This window comes from Delftia sp. Lp-1 (genome assembly GCF_020523835.1).
Classification (GTDB): Bacteria; Pseudomonadota; Gammaproteobacteria; order Burkholderiales; family Burkholderiaceae_C; genus Comamonas; species Comamonas acidovorans.
In genome coordinates this window covers 393519-409400 of sequence record NZ_JAJALJ010000004.1, presented here as the reverse complement: position 1 = coordinate 409400, position 15882 = coordinate 393519, and the positions used below count along the sequence as shown (strand labels likewise).

Here is a 15882-nt window from a genome sequence, read left to right as displayed (position 1 = left end):
TCAGGGGGTGATCAAGGATACAGTCCCCGCATTTCGCGCGCATGCAGGATGCGCTGGCAGGCCACGATGAAGGTGGCGGTGCGCAGCGTCACGCCGTGCTGCTGGGCCACCTGCCAGATGGCCGCGAAGGCGTCCTGCATGATGCGCACCAGGCGGGCGTTGATCTCGTCCTCGCTCCAGAAGAAGCTGGAGAAGTCCTGCACCCATTCGAAGTAGCTCACCGTCACGCCGCCGGCATTGGCCAGCACGTCGGGCAGCACCAGCACGCCCTTTTCGGTCAGGATGTCGTCGGCCTCGGTGGTGGTGGGGCCGTTGGCGCCCTCGATCACCATCTTGGCCTTGATCTTGCCGGCGTTGTCCTTGGTGATCTGGCCTTCCAGTGCGGCGGGGATCAGGATGTCGCAGTCCACGCTCCAGAAGTCGGCAGCGTCCATGGCCTCGGCGCCGTCAAAGCCGCCCACGCCGCCCTTGGCGGCCACGTGGGCCAGCAGGGCCGGCACATCCAGGCCATTGGCGTTGTGGATGGTGCCGGTGTGGTCCTGCACGGCCACGACCTTGGCGCCCACGTCGGCGAACAGCTTGCCCGCCGTGCCGCCCACGTTGCCGAAGCCCTGCACGGCGATGCGCGCACCCTGGACCGACAGGCCGGTCAGCTTGGCCGCTTCCACGCCCACGGTGAACACGCCGCGGCCGGTGGCCTCGACGCGGCCCAGCGAGCCGCCCAGGTCCACGGGCTTGCCCGTGACCACGCCGGTGGCGGTGGCGCCGGTGTTCATGGAGTACGTGTCCATCATCCAGGCCATGATCTGGCCATTGGTGTTGACGTCAGGCGCGGGGATGTCCTTGGAGGGGCCGATCAGCAGGCCGATCTCGCTGGTGTAGCGGCGCGTCAGGCGCTCCAGCTCACCGCGCGACAGCGTCTTGGGATCGACACGGATGCCGCCCTTGGCGCCGCCGTAGGGCACGTTGACGGCCGCGTTCTTAACCGACATCCAGGCCGACAGGGCCATGACTTCGGACAGGGTCACGTCCTGGTGGAAACGCACGCCGCCCTTGCCGGGGCCGCGGCTCAGGTTGTGCTGCACGCGGTAGCCTTCGTAGTGGGCGATGGTGCCGTTGTCCAGCTCGATCGGCACATCGACGATCAGGATGCGCTTGGGGCGCTTGAGGGTTTCGACCCAGCGGGCGAGATGGCCCAGATAGGGCGTGACGCGATCGACCTGCTGCAGGTAGTTGCCCCAGGGGCCGAGGTGATCGGCCTGCAGGTAGGAAGGGATGGCGTGGTTGGTAACGCCGGCCGAAGCGGGTTGCTGCATGGTGGTTCCACACAAGAGTTGTCTGAGGGTTTTGAGCTTATTCCCGGGGCTATGCGCTGTCCAACGCCTTATGAGCGAGAGCCTTATGCATTTAATGCATAACCCTGGGAGCGCCTTGTCCAGCGGACAATCGGGGCCGCTTGAGACCCACCGATGCACTCCAGGAAAGCCGCTCCATGACGAATACGCCCCGCACTCCCACAGCCTTGGCCCATGCGCTGCTCCAGGCACGCCACAGCGGCGAATTGCTGGATGCCGACGATTGGGCCGACGTGGTGCGCACGCCCGCAGATGCACAGGCCGTGCAGGCCGCCATGGCGCCCGCCCTGGGCTGGCGCGTGGCCGGCAGCCAGCAGGGACCGGGCCGCGTGCCGGGCTATTGGAAGTCTGGCGCGCCGCGCCGCGATGCCCCGCTGACCCATGCGCCGCTGCCCGAAGAAGGCGTCTGGGCCAGCCCCTCGGTCGCTGGCGGCGCGCCGCTGCACCTGCGCGGCATCGAAGCCGAGATCGCCCTGCGCCTGGGCCGCGAGGTGACGGCCGAGATGGCCGCCGCCCTGCAGCCCGGCGAGGGCCTGGAGCTGATCGACGGCATCACCGCCGCCATCGAGGTGGTGGATACGCGCTGGCGCCAGCATCTGAAGGCACCGCCGCTGCTGCTGGCCGCCGACGGCCTGTGCCATGGCGCGCTGGTGCTGGGACCTTGGCAGGACGCTTCGCGGCTGCTGCCGCGCGAGTCGCCGCGGGACTGGTCTGCCCAGGTCTGCCGGCTGCGCGTGGGCGCGGCGCCGCTGCAGGCGTTCACCGGAACGCATCCGCTGGGCGACCCGCTGTGGCTGCTGGCCGGCTGGCTGCAGGAACTGGTGCGCCGCTATGGCAGCGTGCCCGCAGGCACGGTGGTGACTACGGGCACGTGGAATGGCCTGGCCTTTGCCCAGGCCGGTGACCTGGTGGTGGCCGAGCTGGACGGCATTGCCGAGGCCCGCCTGCAGCTGTGAGGCTTCAGGCAGGCCATCGAGTGATCAGGTGATCTTGTAGTCCTTGAGGGCCGGATCGCCGGGCGGAAAGCGCAGGTCCAGGTTGCGCATCACCTCGCGCAGCAAGGTGGCGATCATGAGGTTGCGATGCGTCTTGGAATCCGCGGGCACGATGGTCCAGGGCGCCCAGGGTGTGTGCGTGGCGCCCAGCAACTGGCCGTAGGCCTGCTGGTAGTCCTTCCACTGCGTGCGCACCTTCATGTCGTTCTCGTCGAACTTCCAGTGCTTGGCCGGGTCGTCCAGGCGCTCCTGCAGGCGCGCGCGCTGCTCGTCGGCGCTGATGTGCAGCAGGAACTTGACGACCACGGTGCCTGTCTCGCTGAGCATGCGCTCGAAGTCGTTGATGTGGGCAAAGCGCTGGCGCTGCTGCTCGGGCGTGATCCAGCCGTTGACCACGGGCACCAGCACATCCTCATAGTGGCTGCGGTTGAAGACCGTGATCTCGCCCGCCCCCGGCACGCGCTGGTGGATGCGCCACAGGTAGTCGTGCGCGCGCTCCGCATCGGTTGGCGCCTTCCAACCCACGGCGTTCATGCCCAGGGCGCTGGTGCGGCCGAAGACGCCACGGATGGTGCCGTCCTTGCCCGCCGTGTCCGTGCCCTGCAGCACGACCAGCAGCTTGTAGCGGCGGTCGGCGTACAGCAGGTTCTGCAGCGCGTCGATCTCTTCGGCCAGGGCCTCTACGGCGGCCTTGTCCTCGGTCTTGCCGTTGCCGTTGGAAAAGGGCTTGGCGCCCGGGTCGAAGTCGGCCAGGGCAATCGGCTTGTCCTTGTCGGACTTGGCGGAGCGCGGCTGCCACTGCTCCCAGAGCTTTTGCACGGCCGCATCGCGGCTGGAGAAAGGGTTGAAGGCGTCCATGGCTTGAGCGGTGGGTGAGCGGGGAAGGTCAGGGCTGGGCGCGAATGGCTTGCACCTGTAGCTGCGGCGACACCATCGAAGGCGCGGCGCCAGCGGCGGGCCTGGGGCCGGGCTGGCCCCGGACCTCCACGTTCTGCCGCTGCCACTGCGTGACCTGCTCGGCGCTCAGGCCCTGGAGCTGCCAGGTCTCGCCGGAGGCGGTCTGCAGCACGGGCTGCTCATGGGGCGCATTGCCACGCAGCACCAGACGGCCTTGCAGGGTCAGGGGCTGGCCCGGTTCGGCCGCCGCGCCCGAGGCTGGCGCAGCCGCGCTGGCGGCGGGCGAAGCCGGGGCCGAGCAGGCGCTCAGCAGGGCCAGGCCGCTGGCCAGCAGCAGCGGCAGACTGCGGCGCAGGCCGCGGGCGGAAGCAGTCGGGTGTGCGTGGTTCATGGCGTTCAGCGTACGACGGCTGTCAGCGTGCTGCCTGCCGGAACACGCAGCTGTTCCTGGTAGGTGCCTTGCGCATCAGGCTGACGCAGGAAGGGGAAATGGCCGCGCGCATTGAGGTTCACCGGCACCGTGGTGGGCAGGACCCGGGAAGACGCCAGGCTGCTGCCGTTGATCGCCGCCAGGGTGAAGCCCTGCTCCGTGCGCGCAGGCCAGCCAAAGCCGCTGGGGCTGTCTGCGGGCAGCAGGGCGATGTTCGCGCCCCAGCGCTGGACGGCAACGGGCAGCGTGGGACCGCCGGCCTGCTGGATGGCATTGCCCAGGACCTGCAGCGAATCGGTGGACGTGGTGTTGCTCAGCAGCTGCTTGTAGAAGCCCACGCCGTACTGGCGCACCAGATAGGCGCCCAGGCTGCCGTTGACGTCGTAGCCAAAGCAAGGCGCGGCGGTGTCGGCGCTCCAGGCGGCCGGATCGCAGTTGAAGCCCGAGCGGGACAGCCAGGAGGGGACGCGTCCGCTGGCGATGGAGTTGAAGCCGGGCGTGACGCGCTGGGCCACGATGTCTTCGCCCATCATGGCGCTCATTTCCTCCAGGAAGGTGTCGAACGCGTAGTCGGTTCCCGGCTTGGACAGCTGGACGCTGCGGCGGTAGAAGTTCGTCATGTGGACGAACTCATGGGACAGCGTGCTGATCTGGTTGGTCATGCCGGCGGCAGGGTCCAGGTACAGCGTCTCCGTGTCCATATAGAAGGACAGCGATTGGTTGCTGTACTTGACATCGGGATCTGCAGGGTCCGCCTTGAAGTTGTTCAGAGACCAGAAATAGCCCAGCAGCCCGTACGGAGTGCGGTCCGGCACGAAATTCACGAACACGATGTCCAGGGGCTGGTCGGGGTCGATGAGGTCGCCGTAGGAGTGTGCTCCCCAGGGCTCGCCAGACAGTCCGGTGATCAGGGGGTAGACCGCGTCGGAGCCGCTGGTGAATCGCTGTACCAGCGTGTCGAGCATGGCATCGCTGACCTTGGCCGCGTCGTACTCGCTGTCTTCCAGCCAGACGTTGATGGTGCGGGTGCCGGTGGGCGTGGGCACGCTGGCCTGGCGCCTGAGCGTGGCCTGGCGGGTCTCGATCTTCGAGCTGCCGGTTTCCACGAACCAGCTGCGCTGGCTGCCCACGGGCAGGATGGCCGCTGCCTGCGGCTTGATGGATTGCCGCGCCTGCGTGTCCGCTGCCGTCAGGCGGGGCTTGAAGTTGCGGATGCGCTCGGGAATCTGGTTGCCCGTTGCGGGTGCGGCGCTGAGGCTTTTCTGGGCCGTGGCGGTGGTCGCCGCGGGCGGTGTCAGCGTCAGGGCGGGCATGGGCACGCTGGCGTCGCCGTTGTTGGTGTAGATCAGCGTGACCTGCTTGCTGCCCAGGTTGGTCAGCGCCACAGGGATCTGCTGCTCGGCCTGCGTGGTGTTGGTGTAGCTCCAGACGCCCACGCCCTGGCCCGAATAGGTGGTGGCATTGGCCGCGCCGCAGGCCGTACCCGAGCAGGCGGCCGTCAACTGGGAAGACGGGCCGGACGGCCCGCCGCCTCCACCGCCGCCGCAACCGGCCAGGACGGCGCCCAAAGCCAGTGCGATGGCGGTTTTGCTGTGCTGATGATCAAAGAACATGTTTTCCCTTCCTCTTGTGTGACCTGCTGCTGGAGATGTGGATTCTTGATCCGATATGGCGAGAGATGCTACCCGATGCGATCCGCATCGCTGTCCGGCTCCAGCCGCACCGGCACCTGCAGCTGCTCCACGAACCGCCGCGCCGCCAGCCCCAGCGGGCGCTCCTTGGACCACACCCAGTCGACGAACAGCTGGGTGCCGTTGCTGATGTTGCACAGCGGGATGCGCAGCAGCGCGCCCGTTTGCAGCAGGGGCTCGGCGACGCTGAAGGGCAGCCACCCCCAGCCCAGGCCGGCCGAGACCAGCGACAGGGCCGCCAGATGGCTGTCCGTGCGCCACAGCTGGTGCGAGAACACGAAGCGCGGATCGGTATGGGCCAGGTCGCGGCTGGCCAGCAGGATCTGGCGCGCGCCGGCCAGCTGGCCCACGTCCAGGCGTTGCTGCCCGTCCACGCCCAGTTGCCGGGCCAGCGGGTGCCTGGCCGCCATCACGGCGACCATGGTTTCCTGACCCATCTCCTGGAAATCCTCGCGGCCGTCGATGGCCGGGCGCTCGAAGACCAGGGCCAGATGCGCGCGGCCCGAATGCAGTTCCTTGAGCGCATCGACCTGGGCGGCCACCAGCACCTCCACCTCCAGCCCCGGGAATTCCTCGACCAGCGGCTGCAGTGGCGCGGCCCAGGCCGTGGACAGCAGCTCGGGCGCGATCACCAGGGTCAGCCGCTCCTCCAGTCCCTGGTGCAGGGCCAGCGCCTGGTGGTTGAGCTGCTGCAGCTGGGCGGCCAGCAGCCGGGCCTGGGGCTCCAGTGCGCGCGCCGCCGCCGTGGGCCGGGGCTCGCGGCCGCTGCGGTCGAACAGCTGCAGGTCCAGCTCCGCCTCCAGCTGGGCGATGGCCATGCTCACGGCCGAGGGCACCCGCCCCAGCCGGCGTGCGGCGGCAGAAAACGAACCGTGGTCTAGCACGGCAAGGAACAGCGGCACCTGGTCAGCGGGGAAGGACATGGCGGGAACCTGTCAGTTTTATTGAAAGAATCTGACTTTAACGTTCAATTCCGGACAAATAAACTGCGCCCCTTATGACCTTGCAGACACACAAAAAGGGCCTCCAGGGGCCCAAGCGCAAAGTGGTCTTCGTGACCCTGTATGAACTGATCGCCATCGCGGCCTCCAGCCTGCTGTTCATGGCCATCGGCCAGAGCGCCGGGCATTCGGGCGGCATGGCGATTGCCGCCTCCACGCTGGCCATCGTCTGGAACCTGACCTTCAACCACCTGTTCGAGCAATGGGAGGCGCGCCAGAGCGTCAAGGGCCGCTCGGTGATGCGCCGCGTGGTGCACGCCCTGGGCTTCGAGGGCGGCCTGGCCATGGTGCTGATTCCGCTGATGGCCTGGTGGTTCGGTGTCACGCTGTGGGAGGCCACGGTGATGGAGGCCGGCCTGCTGGTCTTCTTCCTGGTCTACACCTATGTCTTCAACTGGTGCTTCGACCATGTGTTCGGCCTGCCGGCTTCGGCCTCGGCGTCCGCTGCGGTGGCCCCCCGTGCTCAGGGCGAGCCGGCCTGCAGCAATTGACCGGCCACGGCGGCGGCGGCCGTGCGGGTCTCCACGCCGAGTTTCTCGAAGATGTGCTCCAGGTGCTTGTTCACCGTGCGCGGGCTCATGCCCAGGATGTCGGCGATGTCGCGGTTGGTCTTGCCCTTGCTCAGCCATGACAGCACCTCGGTCTCGCGCGGGGTGAGCGCCACCTGCTGCAGCCGGCGCGCGGCAGGCGTCTGCGGCGCCTCGTGGCTGAGCAGCACCATCGACTCCCCCAGGCCGCTGGCGCCCATGTGGCGCGCCAGCAGCTGGCGGCCATCGGCCAGGGCCAGCGCCAGATCCTGGGGGGTGGGCTGGCCCTCCTGATCCGCCTGGCCGGGCTGATCCGGCTGGCGGGCGCCGGCCAGCCAGTCCCCGGCCGCCTCCAGCGGGAAGGGCTGGTCCGCAAAGGCCTCCTCCAGCCAGCGCGATGCCTGGGGAGAGCGCCAGGCCACGCGGCCCTGGCCGTCGAGCACCACCACGCCCAGCCCCGCCACGTCCACGGCCTCCTGCGCCTGGCGCGTGGCGCGGGCGTTGCGCACATGGGTGGCCAGGCGCACCAGCACCTCGGGGATGCGCAGCGGCTTGACCACGTAGTCCACGCCACCGCTGGCAAAGCCGCGGATGATCTGGTCCGTGTCAGACAGGCCGGTCATGAACACCACGGGCACATGGGCCCAGGCCGGCGTGGCCTTGAGCGTGCGGCACAGCGTGAAGCCGTCCATGCCGGGCATGACGGCGTCCAGCAGCACGCCGTCGGGCACGGTGAGGGCGAAGCGCTGCAGGGCCTCGTCGGCGTCGCGGGCGGCGAGCACCACGTAGCCTTCGGCGGCCAGCGCGTCGCACAGCATGCGCAGGCTGTCCAGCGCGTCGTCCACCACGAGGATGACGTGGGCGTTGTGAGGGGGGTGGCTGGGGTGGCTGCTGCTGTCGGCGGTCGTCATCTGTGGCCTTTGCGGGTTCTCATTCATCGGTCTCCTCTCTTTCTTCGTCTTCTTCATCCTCTTGCTCGGGCCGCGGCAGCATGCGCGCCAGCGCATCGAAGTCGAAGCGGTTCGCGCAGGCCTGCAGCGCATCGAGCAGCGCGGCATGCGCGGGCGCCTGCTGGCGCGCCTGGCGCAGGCGCTCGCGCAGGGCGGTGGCCTGGCCCGAGCGCGCCAGCCGGGCCAGGTCTTCACGCAGGTCGGGCGGGAAGGGGGCGGCTGGCGGCGCCTCCTCTGCCTTGGCCTCTGCCTGCTCTGCACGTGGCGCCGGCAGCAGCAGCGGGCGGTTGTCATGCACCCATTCCAGCCGCAGCACGCGCTCGAGCACCTGCAGCAGCTCGGACTCGGTCACGGGCTTGGCGACAAAGCCCTGGCAGCGCGCATCGGCCAGGCGCGGCGGGTCGTTGTCGAACAGGTTGGCCGAGACGAAGACCACGGGCAGCTGCTGCGCATCCCAGCGCGCGCGCAGCAGGGCGGCGGTCTGCCAGCCGTCCAGGTCGTCCATGCTGATGTCCAGCAGCACCAGGTCGGGCGGGCTTTGCTCCACGATCTCCAGGCACTCGCGGCCGCTGGCGGCCTCGCGGATCTCGAAGCCCAGCGGCAGCAGCAGGCCGGCCAGCAGCTGGCGCTGCAGCGGCTGGTCGTCCACCACCAGCAGGGTGCGCCGGGGCGGCAGATAGCCGATGACGGTGTGCAGCGTGGCGGCGGCGCCCGGAGGGACCCAGGACGCGTCGGGCGCCATCTCGGGCAGGTACAGGCGCACGGTGAAGCAGCTGCCCTCGCCGGGCGTGCTGCTCAGGGTGAGCTGCCCGCCCATCAGCTCGGTCAGCAGGTGGGTGATGGTCAGCCCCAGGCCCGTGCCCGCCTCGCTGACGCGCCGCCCCGCGCTGCCGCGCTCGAAGGGCACGAAGATGCGCTCCATGTCCTGCGGTTCGATCCCGATGCCGGTATCGATGACCTCGATGCGCGAGACATGGGGCCTGAAGTCCATGCGCAGCCGCACCTCGCCGTGCTGGGTGAAGCGCACGGCGTTGGACAGCAGGTTGATCAGGATCTGGCGCAGCCGCTTGGCGTCGGCCCGCACCCAGCGCGGCATGGTGCCCAGCGTCTCGACCGAGAACTGCAGCCCCCTGGCCTGTGCCTGGGGCCGCATCATGGCCTCGATGCCGTCGATCAGCGCGGGCAGGGGCAGGGGGGCGAGGTCCAGGCGCAGGCGGCCGGCCTCGATGCTGGCCAGCTCCAGCGATTCGTCGATCAGCGCGCGCAGGTGCTGGCCGCTGTGCTGCATGGTGGACAGGGTCTCGCGCACCCAGCCATCGACCTGCGGGCTCTTGAGCAGGATCTGCGTATAGCCCAGCAGGCTGTTGAGCGGCGAGCGCAGCTCGTGCGTCATGCCCGCCACGTAGCGGGTCTTGGCCTGGCTGGCCTGCTCGGCATGGTCCTTGGCGGCCTGCAGCTCGGCATCGGTGCGCTTGTGGGCGGCGATCTCCTGCAGCAGCAGTTGGTTCTGGCGCTCGGACTCGTCCTGCGCCATGCGCCGGCTGTCCGTGCTCAGCACCACCCACCAGGCGGCCACGGCGCACAGCAGGGCCAGCAGCGCGAAGACCTTGAGGAAGGGGATGCGCAGCGCGCCGCCATCGACGCTGCCTGCCTGCAGGCTTTCCTGCATGTAGACCACGCCCACCATGAAGGCCGTCACCGCGCACAGCGACAGCATCACCACCAGGTACTGGCCCGCGCGGAAGTTCACCTTGGTCGCCCAGCGCGGCGGCAGCAGGGCCGAGGCCAGCGCATGCAACTGCTCGCCCGCGCGCGATCCGGTCTTGCAGCGGTCATGGCAGCGCGACTCCAGCGAGCAGCACAGCGAGCAGATGGGCGCGCCGTAGGCGGGGCAGTGCGCCATGTCCTCGGATTCGAAATGCTTCTGGCAGACGGCGCAGCGCACGGTCTCGCCGGGCTTCCACAGGTTGCCTGCGGGCCGCGCCAGGTAGTAGCGCCCGCCCGTCAGCCAGGCCAGCAGCGGCGACAGCAGCATGGACAGCGCCAGCGCGATGAAGGGCGAGAAAGCGGCCGCCGTCTCGCCCAGCAGGCCCGCATAGGCGCAGCAGGCCACGGCGGCGGCCAGCAGCATGGCGCCCGGACCCACGGGATTGAAGTCGTACAGATGGGCGCGGCGGAACTCGATGCCCGGCGGACTCAGTCCCAGCGGCTTGTTGATGACCAGGTCTGCCACCAGCGCGCCCACCCAGGCGATGGCCACGTTGCTGTAGATGGTCAGCACCTTCTCCAGCGCGCCGAACACGCCCAGCGTCATCAGCAAGGTGGCGATGACCACGTTGAACACCATCCAGACCACGCGCCCCGGATGGCTGCGCGTGATGCGCGCGAAGAAGTTGGACCAGGCAAGCGACCCCGCGTAGGCATTGGTCACGTTGATCTTGACCTGCGAGATGACCACGAAGACCACGGTCACCGCCACGGCCAGCCCCGGCAGGCCCAGGGCCTGCAGCACCTGCTGGAAGCCCACCAGGAACATCTGCGTGGGCTCGGCCGCGCGCGAGGCGTCCACCCCTTCCAGCTGCATGGCCGCGAAGGCGAGAAACGCGCCGCCCGCCATCTTGAGCATGCCCATCACGGCCCAGCCCGGCCCGGCCACCAGCACCGCGCCCCACCAGCGCAGGCGGTTGGCCCGGGTGCGCGGCGGCAGAAAGCGCAGGAAGTCCACCTGCTCGCCGATCTGCACCACCAGCGCGAAGATCACGGCCGCCGCCGCGCCGAACATCAGCGGATCGAACTGGCTGCTGCCCGAGCGCAGGCCGGTGAGGCTGGCAAAGTCGCGGTACAGCTGGGGCTGGGACAGCGCCATCCACACGAAAGGCAGCACCAGCAGGAACAGCCACAGCGGCTGCGTCCAGGCCTGCAGGCGCGAGATCAGCGTGATGCCGCGCATGGCCAGCGGCAGCACCACCAGGGCCGACAGCGCATAGCACCACTGCAGCGGCCAGTCCACCACCAGCTGCAGGGCCAGCGCCATGATGGCCGCCTCCAGCGCGAAGAAGATGAAGGTGAAGACGGCGTAGATCAGCGAGGTGATGGTCGAGCCCAGGTAGCCGAATCCCGCGCCCCGCGTCAGCAGGTCCATGTCCAGTCCGTAGCGCGCCGCGCAGACGGCGATGGGCAGCCCCGTCAGGAAGATCACCAGCCCCACGGTGACGATGGCCCACATGGCGTTGGCAAAGCCGTAGTTCAGGGCAATGGCGCCGCCGATGGCCTCCAGCGCCAGGAAGGACAGCGAGCCGAAGGCCGTGTTGGCCACGCGGAACTCGCTCCAGCGCCGGAAGCTGCGCGGCGTGTAGCGCAGCGCGTAGTCCTCCATGGTCTCGTCGGCCACCCAGGCGTTGTATTCGCGCCGGAACCGGAAGATGGTCTGCGGCGCGGGCGAGGTGCTGGCGGGGCTGTCGGGCGGGGGTGCGGAGTGCATTCCCAGGTCTAGCAAGAAACGTGCGGGGCCAATGCTGGCGCGGCTTTCAAGAGGAGCGCGCGGGGTGCGTACGCAGATGGCTACGTCAATTGACGTATGGGCGGTTTCAAGGGTTCTTCCTAATCTTGGACCCAGCGCGGAAACAAGCCGTAACCGCAACGCCAGTTTTCAGCCACTTGCAGATCACCCAACCGATCCTTACAGGAGAGTCACCATGAGCCACCCCTCCGACCCCCGCACACCTGGTTCCCCCGGCACGGAAATGGGCCGCCGCCGCGTCCTGCAGGCGCTTGGCGCCGCCTCGGTGGCCGGGCTGCCAGCCTGGTCCTTCGCCCAGCCCACGGCCCAGGTCAACACCACCAAGCTGGCCGTGACCGATACCGAAGTCGTCGTGGGCCAGCTGCACTCGGCCACGGGCACCATGGCGATCTCCGAGACCGGCTCCATCCAGGCCGAGCAACTGGCCATCGACCAGATCAACGCCATGGGCGGCATCCTGGGCCGCAAGATCCGCGTGATCAAGGAAGACGGCGCCTCCGACTGGCCCACCTTTGCCGAGAAGTCCAAGAAACTGCTCATCAACGACCGCTGCGCCGCCGTCTTCGGCTGCTGGACCAGCGCCTCGCGCAAGGCCGTGCTGCCCGTGTTCGAGAAGGAAAACGGCCTGCTGTACTACCCCACCTTCTACGAAGGCCTGGAGCAGTCCAAGAACGTGATCTACACGGGCCAGGAAGCCACGCAGCAGATCCTGTACAGCCTGGACTGGGCCAAGGCCGAGAAGAAGGCCAAGACCTTCTTCCTGATCGGCTCGGACTACATCTGGCCGCGCACCTCCATGAAGATCGCGCGCAAGCACATCGAGAACTTCCAGAAGGGCAAGGTCGTCGGCGAGGAGTACTACCCGCTGGGCAGCACCAACTTCGGCTCGCTGGTCAACAAGATCAAGCTGCAAAAGCCGGACTGCATCTTCGTGGCCGTGGTGGGCGGCTCCAACGTGGCCTTCTACAAGGCGCTCAAGGCTGCAGGCATCACGGGTGACAAGCAACTGCTGGTCACGCTGTCGGTGACCGAGGACGAGATGACCGGCGTGGGCGGCGAGAACTTCACGGGCTTCTACTCCTCGATGAAGTACTTCCAGACGCTGGACAACGAGAACAACAAGAAGTTCGTGGCCGCCTTCAAGGCCAAGTACGGCCCCAATGCCGTCATCGGCGACGTCACCCAGGCCGGCTACCTGGGCCCCTGGCTGTGGAAGGCCGCCGTGGAAAAGGCCAAGAGCTTCGACGTGGACAAGGTGGTGGCCGCATCGCCGGGGCTGGAGCTCAAGACCGCGCCCGAAGGCTACGTGAAGGTGGACGCCAACCACCACCTGTGGAGCAAGTCGCGTATTGCCGTGGGGCAGCCGGACGGCACGTTCAAGGTGGTCTCGGAATCTCCGGAATTGATCAAACCCGATCCCTTCCCCAAGGGTTACCAGTAAGTCCTGATCCGTTCAGGCAGGTGATGCGTGGCGGCCTGCGGCCTGGTGGGCGGGCCGCCGCGTGAACCGTTTCCCCCTCTCCCGATTGGCTTGCGCGCAGGAGCAGCACCATGAGTTTTTCCGACATGATGAACATCGGCCTGATGCAGGGCTTCGCGGGGCTGAGCCTGTTCGCCGTGCTGCTGCTGATGGGCCTGGGCCTGGGCATCATCTTTGGCCAGATGGGCGTAATCAACATGGCGCATGGCGAGTTCATGACCATTGGCGCCTACACCATCTACCTGGGCTCCACGCTCACGGCGCAGCACGCGCCCGAGTTCATGCCCTACTACTTCCCGCTGGCCATCGTGGCCGCCTTCCTGTTCGCCTTCGCGGCCGGCTGGCTGGTGGAGTGGGGGCTGATCCGCCATCTCTACAAGCGCCCGCTGGACACGCTGCTGGCCACCTGGGGCGTGAGCCTGGCGCTGCAGCAGTGCTTTCGCACCTTCATCGGCCCCAAGGAAGTCAGCCCCACCCTGCCTGACTGGCTGATGGGCTCGTGGGCGCCGGCCGAGGGGCTGGACATTCCCATCAACGGCCTGTTCGTGCTGGCGCTGACCGCGGTGGTCACGGCCGGCGTGCTGATCGCGCTGCACAAGAGCCGCTGGGGCCTGCGCGTGCGTGCCACGGTCAGCAACCGCGTGATGGCCAATGCCATCGGCATCGACACCAAGAAGACCGACCGCCTGACCTTTGCCATCGGCTGCGGCATCGCAGGCGTGGCGGGCGCGGCCTTCACCACCATCGGCTCCACCGGCCCCACCTCGGGCTCGCTGTACATCGTGGACGCCTTCCTGGTGGTCACCTTCGGCGGCGCGGCCAGCCTGCTGGGCACCGTGGTCTCGGCCTTCGGCATTGCGCAGACGCAGTCCATCACCGAGTTCTTCCTCGCGGGCTCCATGGCCAAGGTGATCACGCTGTCGCTGATCGTCTTCATCCTGATGCTGCGTCCCCAGGGCCTGTTCGCTTCCAAGGTGCGGCGCTGATCCCGGCGCCGGCCCTGTCCACGAATTCCCCCGCGTTCCCCCGATTTCCCCTGAGTTCACCGGAGTCATTCCATGCAAGCCCTCAAAGCCTGGATACAGCGCTACCAGCTCGCCAGCCTGGTGCTGCTCACCGTCCTGCTGGCGGTGGTGCTGCCCCTGGCGCTGGACATCTTCCGCCTCAACCTGGTCGGCAAGTACCTGACCTATGCCTTCGTCGCCATCGGCCTGGTCATGGTCTGGGGCTATGGCGGCGTGCTCAGCCTGGGCCAGGGCGTGTTCTTCGGCCTGGGCGGCTACGCCATGGCCATGTTCCTGAAGCTGGAGGCGTCCGACCCCATCAGCACCAAGATCCAGTCCACGCCCGGCATCCCCGACTTCATGGACTGGAACCAGCTGACCGAGCTGCCCTCGTTCTGGCTGCCCTTCAAGAGCCTGCCGTTCTCGCTGGCCGCCGTCATCGCCGTGCCCACGCTGCTGGCCTGGCTCATCAGCTTCGCCATGTTCAAGCGCCGCGTGGGCGGGGTGTACTTCGCCATCATCACGCAGGCCGTGGCGCTGATCGTCACCGTGCTCATCATCGGCCAGCAGGGCTACACGGGCGGCGTCAACGGCATGACCGACCTCAAGACCCTGTGGGGCTGGGACACGCGCACGGACAGCGCCAAGTACATCCTCTACTACGTCTGCGTGGCCCTGCTGATCGGTGCCATCGTGCTGTGCCGCTGGATACAGACGGGCAAGGTGGGCACCCTGCTGCTGGCCATGCGCGACAAGGAAGACCGCGTGCGCTTTTCCGGCTACGACGTGGCCAACTTCAAGGTCTTCGTGTTCTGCCTGGCCGCTGCGCTGTCGGGCATAGGCGGCGCCATGTTCACGCTGCAGGTGGGCTTCATGTCGCCCAGCTTCGTGGGCATCGTGCCCTCCATCGAGATGGTCATCTACGCCGCCGTGGGCGGGCGCATGAGCCTGGTGGGCGCCGTGTACGGCACGCTGCTGGTCAACGCGGGCAAGACCTATTTCTCGGAGAGCTTCCCGGACCTGTGGCTGTTCCTCATGGCGGGCCTGTTCATCGGCGTGACCATGGCCTTCCCGATGGGTCTGGCCGGCCTGTGGGAAAGCCGCATCGTTCCGTGGTGGAACAGCCGCCGCAAGGGCACGGCACCTGGCGCAGCGCCTGCCGCAGCGCAGGGAGCCCAGGCAGCACCTGCCCCGGCCCCGGCCGCCACCAAGCCCACGTCCGCCCTGTCCGAAGGCATGGGCCGCCAGGGCGCCTGAACCACAGCGGGAGCACACCATGAGCAATACCGACTTCACGCTGGCCGTGGAAGACCTGACGGTCTCCTTCGACGGCTTCAAGGCCATCGACGCGCTGAACCTGTACATCGACAAGAACGAGCTGCGCGTCATCATCGGCCCCAACGGCGCGGGCAAGACCACGCTGCTGGACCTGATCTGCGGCAAGACCCGCGCCACGGCCGGCAGCATCAAGTTCAAGAACGAGGAACTCACGCGCATGGCCGAGCACAAGCGCGTGCGCCTGGGGATCGGGCGCAAGTTCCAGACGCCGTCCATCTACGAGAACCTCTCGGTCTTCCAGAACCTGGAGGTCTCCTACCCGCAAGGCCGCTCGGTCTTCGGCGCGCTGGCCTTCAAGTGCACGGAGGCGGTGCGCGATCGCGTGCAGGCCGTGGCCGCCGACATCGGCCTGGACGAGCGCCTGGACACCGAGGCCGGCCTGCTCAGCCATGGCCAGAAGCAGTGGCTGGAGATCGGCATGCTGCTCATGCAGGAGCCCGAGCTGCTGATGCTGGACGAGCCCATCGCCGGCATGAGCGCCCGCGAGCGCGAGCTGACGGCCGAGCTGCTGCAGCGCATCTGCAAGAACCGCTCCGTCATCGTCATCGAGCACGACATGGAGTTCGTGGCGCGCATCGCGCACAAGGTCACCGTCATGCACCAGGGAAAGATCCTCGCCGAGGGTCCCATGGACAAGGTGCAGGCCGACCCCAAGGTCATCGACGTCTACCTCGGCCACTGAGGCACGCACAAG

General features: G+C 68.1%; 13 protein-coding genes. 6 read left to right on the top strand and 7 right to left on the bottom strand.

Going from position 1 to position 15882, the window contains the following annotated elements; translation table 11 throughout:
* Window positions 1–11 precede the first annotated feature (11 nt).
* Window positions 12–1316: a Glu/Leu/Phe/Val family dehydrogenase gene (locus LGR64_RS27115; protein ID WP_013800098.1), complete on the bottom strand. Its 1305-nt coding sequence runs from the start codon at window positions 1314–1316 to the stop codon at window positions 12–14.
* 176 nt (window positions 1317–1492) lie between these two features.
* On the opposite strand from LGR64_RS27115, the gene LGR64_RS27110 reads away from it, so the two are divergent.
* Window positions 1493–2311, top strand: a complete 819-nt coding sequence (locus tag LGR64_RS27110) for a fumarylacetoacetate hydrolase family protein (RefSeq protein WP_141832880.1) — start codon at window positions 1493–1495, stop codon at window positions 2309–2311.
* A 24-nt stretch (window positions 2312–2335) separates the two neighbouring features.
* On the opposite strand, the gene LGR64_RS27105 is transcribed toward LGR64_RS27110, so the two are convergent.
* From LGR64_RS27105 to LGR64_RS27090, 4 genes are all read right to left on the bottom strand, one after another.
* Window positions 2336–3208 (bottom strand): PPK2 family polyphosphate kinase, encoded by an 873-nt coding sequence (locus LGR64_RS27105; protein ID WP_043823254.1) that lies wholly within the window; start codon window positions 3206–3208, stop codon window positions 2336–2338.
* 28 nt (window positions 3209–3236) lie between these two features.
* On the bottom strand, window positions 3237–3638 hold the full coding sequence (locus tag LGR64_RS27100; protein ID WP_141832878.1) for a hypothetical protein: 402 nt from the start codon (window positions 3636–3638) through the stop codon (window positions 3237–3239).
* A gap of 5 nt (window positions 3639–3643) precedes the next feature.
* Window positions 3644–5290, bottom strand: a complete 1647-nt coding sequence (locus LGR64_RS27095; RefSeq protein ID WP_141832876.1) for a M30 family zinc metallopeptidase — start codon at window positions 5288–5290, stop codon at window positions 3644–3646.
* A 68-nt stretch (window positions 5291–5358) separates the two neighbouring features.
* Window positions 5359–6291: a LysR family transcriptional regulator gene (locus LGR64_RS27090; protein ID WP_123694984.1), complete on the bottom strand. Its 933-nt coding sequence runs from the start codon at window positions 6289–6291 to the stop codon at window positions 5359–5361.
* Between the two features lie 74 nt (window positions 6292–6365).
* Between LGR64_RS27090 and LGR64_RS27085 the strand changes: the two genes are divergently transcribed.
* A complete protein-coding gene (locus tag LGR64_RS27085; protein WP_012202156.1) occupies window positions 6366–6860 on the top strand; it encodes a PACE efflux transporter in 495 nt (164 codons plus the stop codon).
* On the opposite strand, the gene LGR64_RS27080 is transcribed toward LGR64_RS27085, so the two are convergent.
* Window positions 6833–7807, bottom strand: a complete 975-nt coding sequence (locus tag LGR64_RS27080) for a response regulator transcription factor (protein ID WP_230357370.1) — start codon at window positions 7805–7807, stop codon at window positions 6833–6835. The two genes, LGR64_RS27085 and LGR64_RS27080, sit on opposite strands and share 28 nt — an antisense overlap.
* Before the next feature lie 19 nt (window positions 7808–7826).
* Window positions 7827–11327, bottom strand: a complete 3501-nt coding sequence (locus LGR64_RS27075; RefSeq protein ID WP_141832872.1) for a hybrid sensor histidine kinase/response regulator — start codon at window positions 11325–11327, stop codon at window positions 7827–7829.
* Between the two features lie 214 nt (window positions 11328–11541).
* Between LGR64_RS27075 and urtA the strand changes: the two genes are divergently transcribed.
* From urtA to urtD, 4 genes are all read left to right on the top strand, one after another.
* On the top strand, window positions 11542–12807 hold the full coding sequence (urtA, locus tag LGR64_RS27070) for an urea ABC transporter substrate-binding protein (RefSeq protein ID WP_012202159.1): 1266 nt from the start codon (window positions 11542–11544) through the stop codon (window positions 12805–12807).
* A 110-nt stretch (window positions 12808–12917) separates the two neighbouring features.
* A complete protein-coding gene (gene urtB, locus LGR64_RS27065) occupies window positions 12918–13832 on the top strand; it encodes an urea ABC transporter permease subunit UrtB (protein ID WP_141832870.1) in 915 nt (304 codons plus the stop codon).
* A gap of 72 nt (window positions 13833–13904) precedes the next feature.
* On the top strand, window positions 13905–15107 hold the full coding sequence (gene urtC, locus LGR64_RS27060; protein ID WP_141832868.1) for an urea ABC transporter permease subunit UrtC: 1203 nt from the start codon (window positions 13905–13907) through the stop codon (window positions 15105–15107).
* A 19-nt stretch (window positions 15108–15126) separates the two neighbouring features.
* Complete coding sequence (urtD, locus tag LGR64_RS27055) at window positions 15127–15870, top strand: urea ABC transporter ATP-binding protein UrtD (protein WP_012202162.1); 744 nt, start codon at window positions 15127–15129, stop codon at window positions 15868–15870.
* Window positions 15871–15882 lie beyond the last annotated feature (12 nt).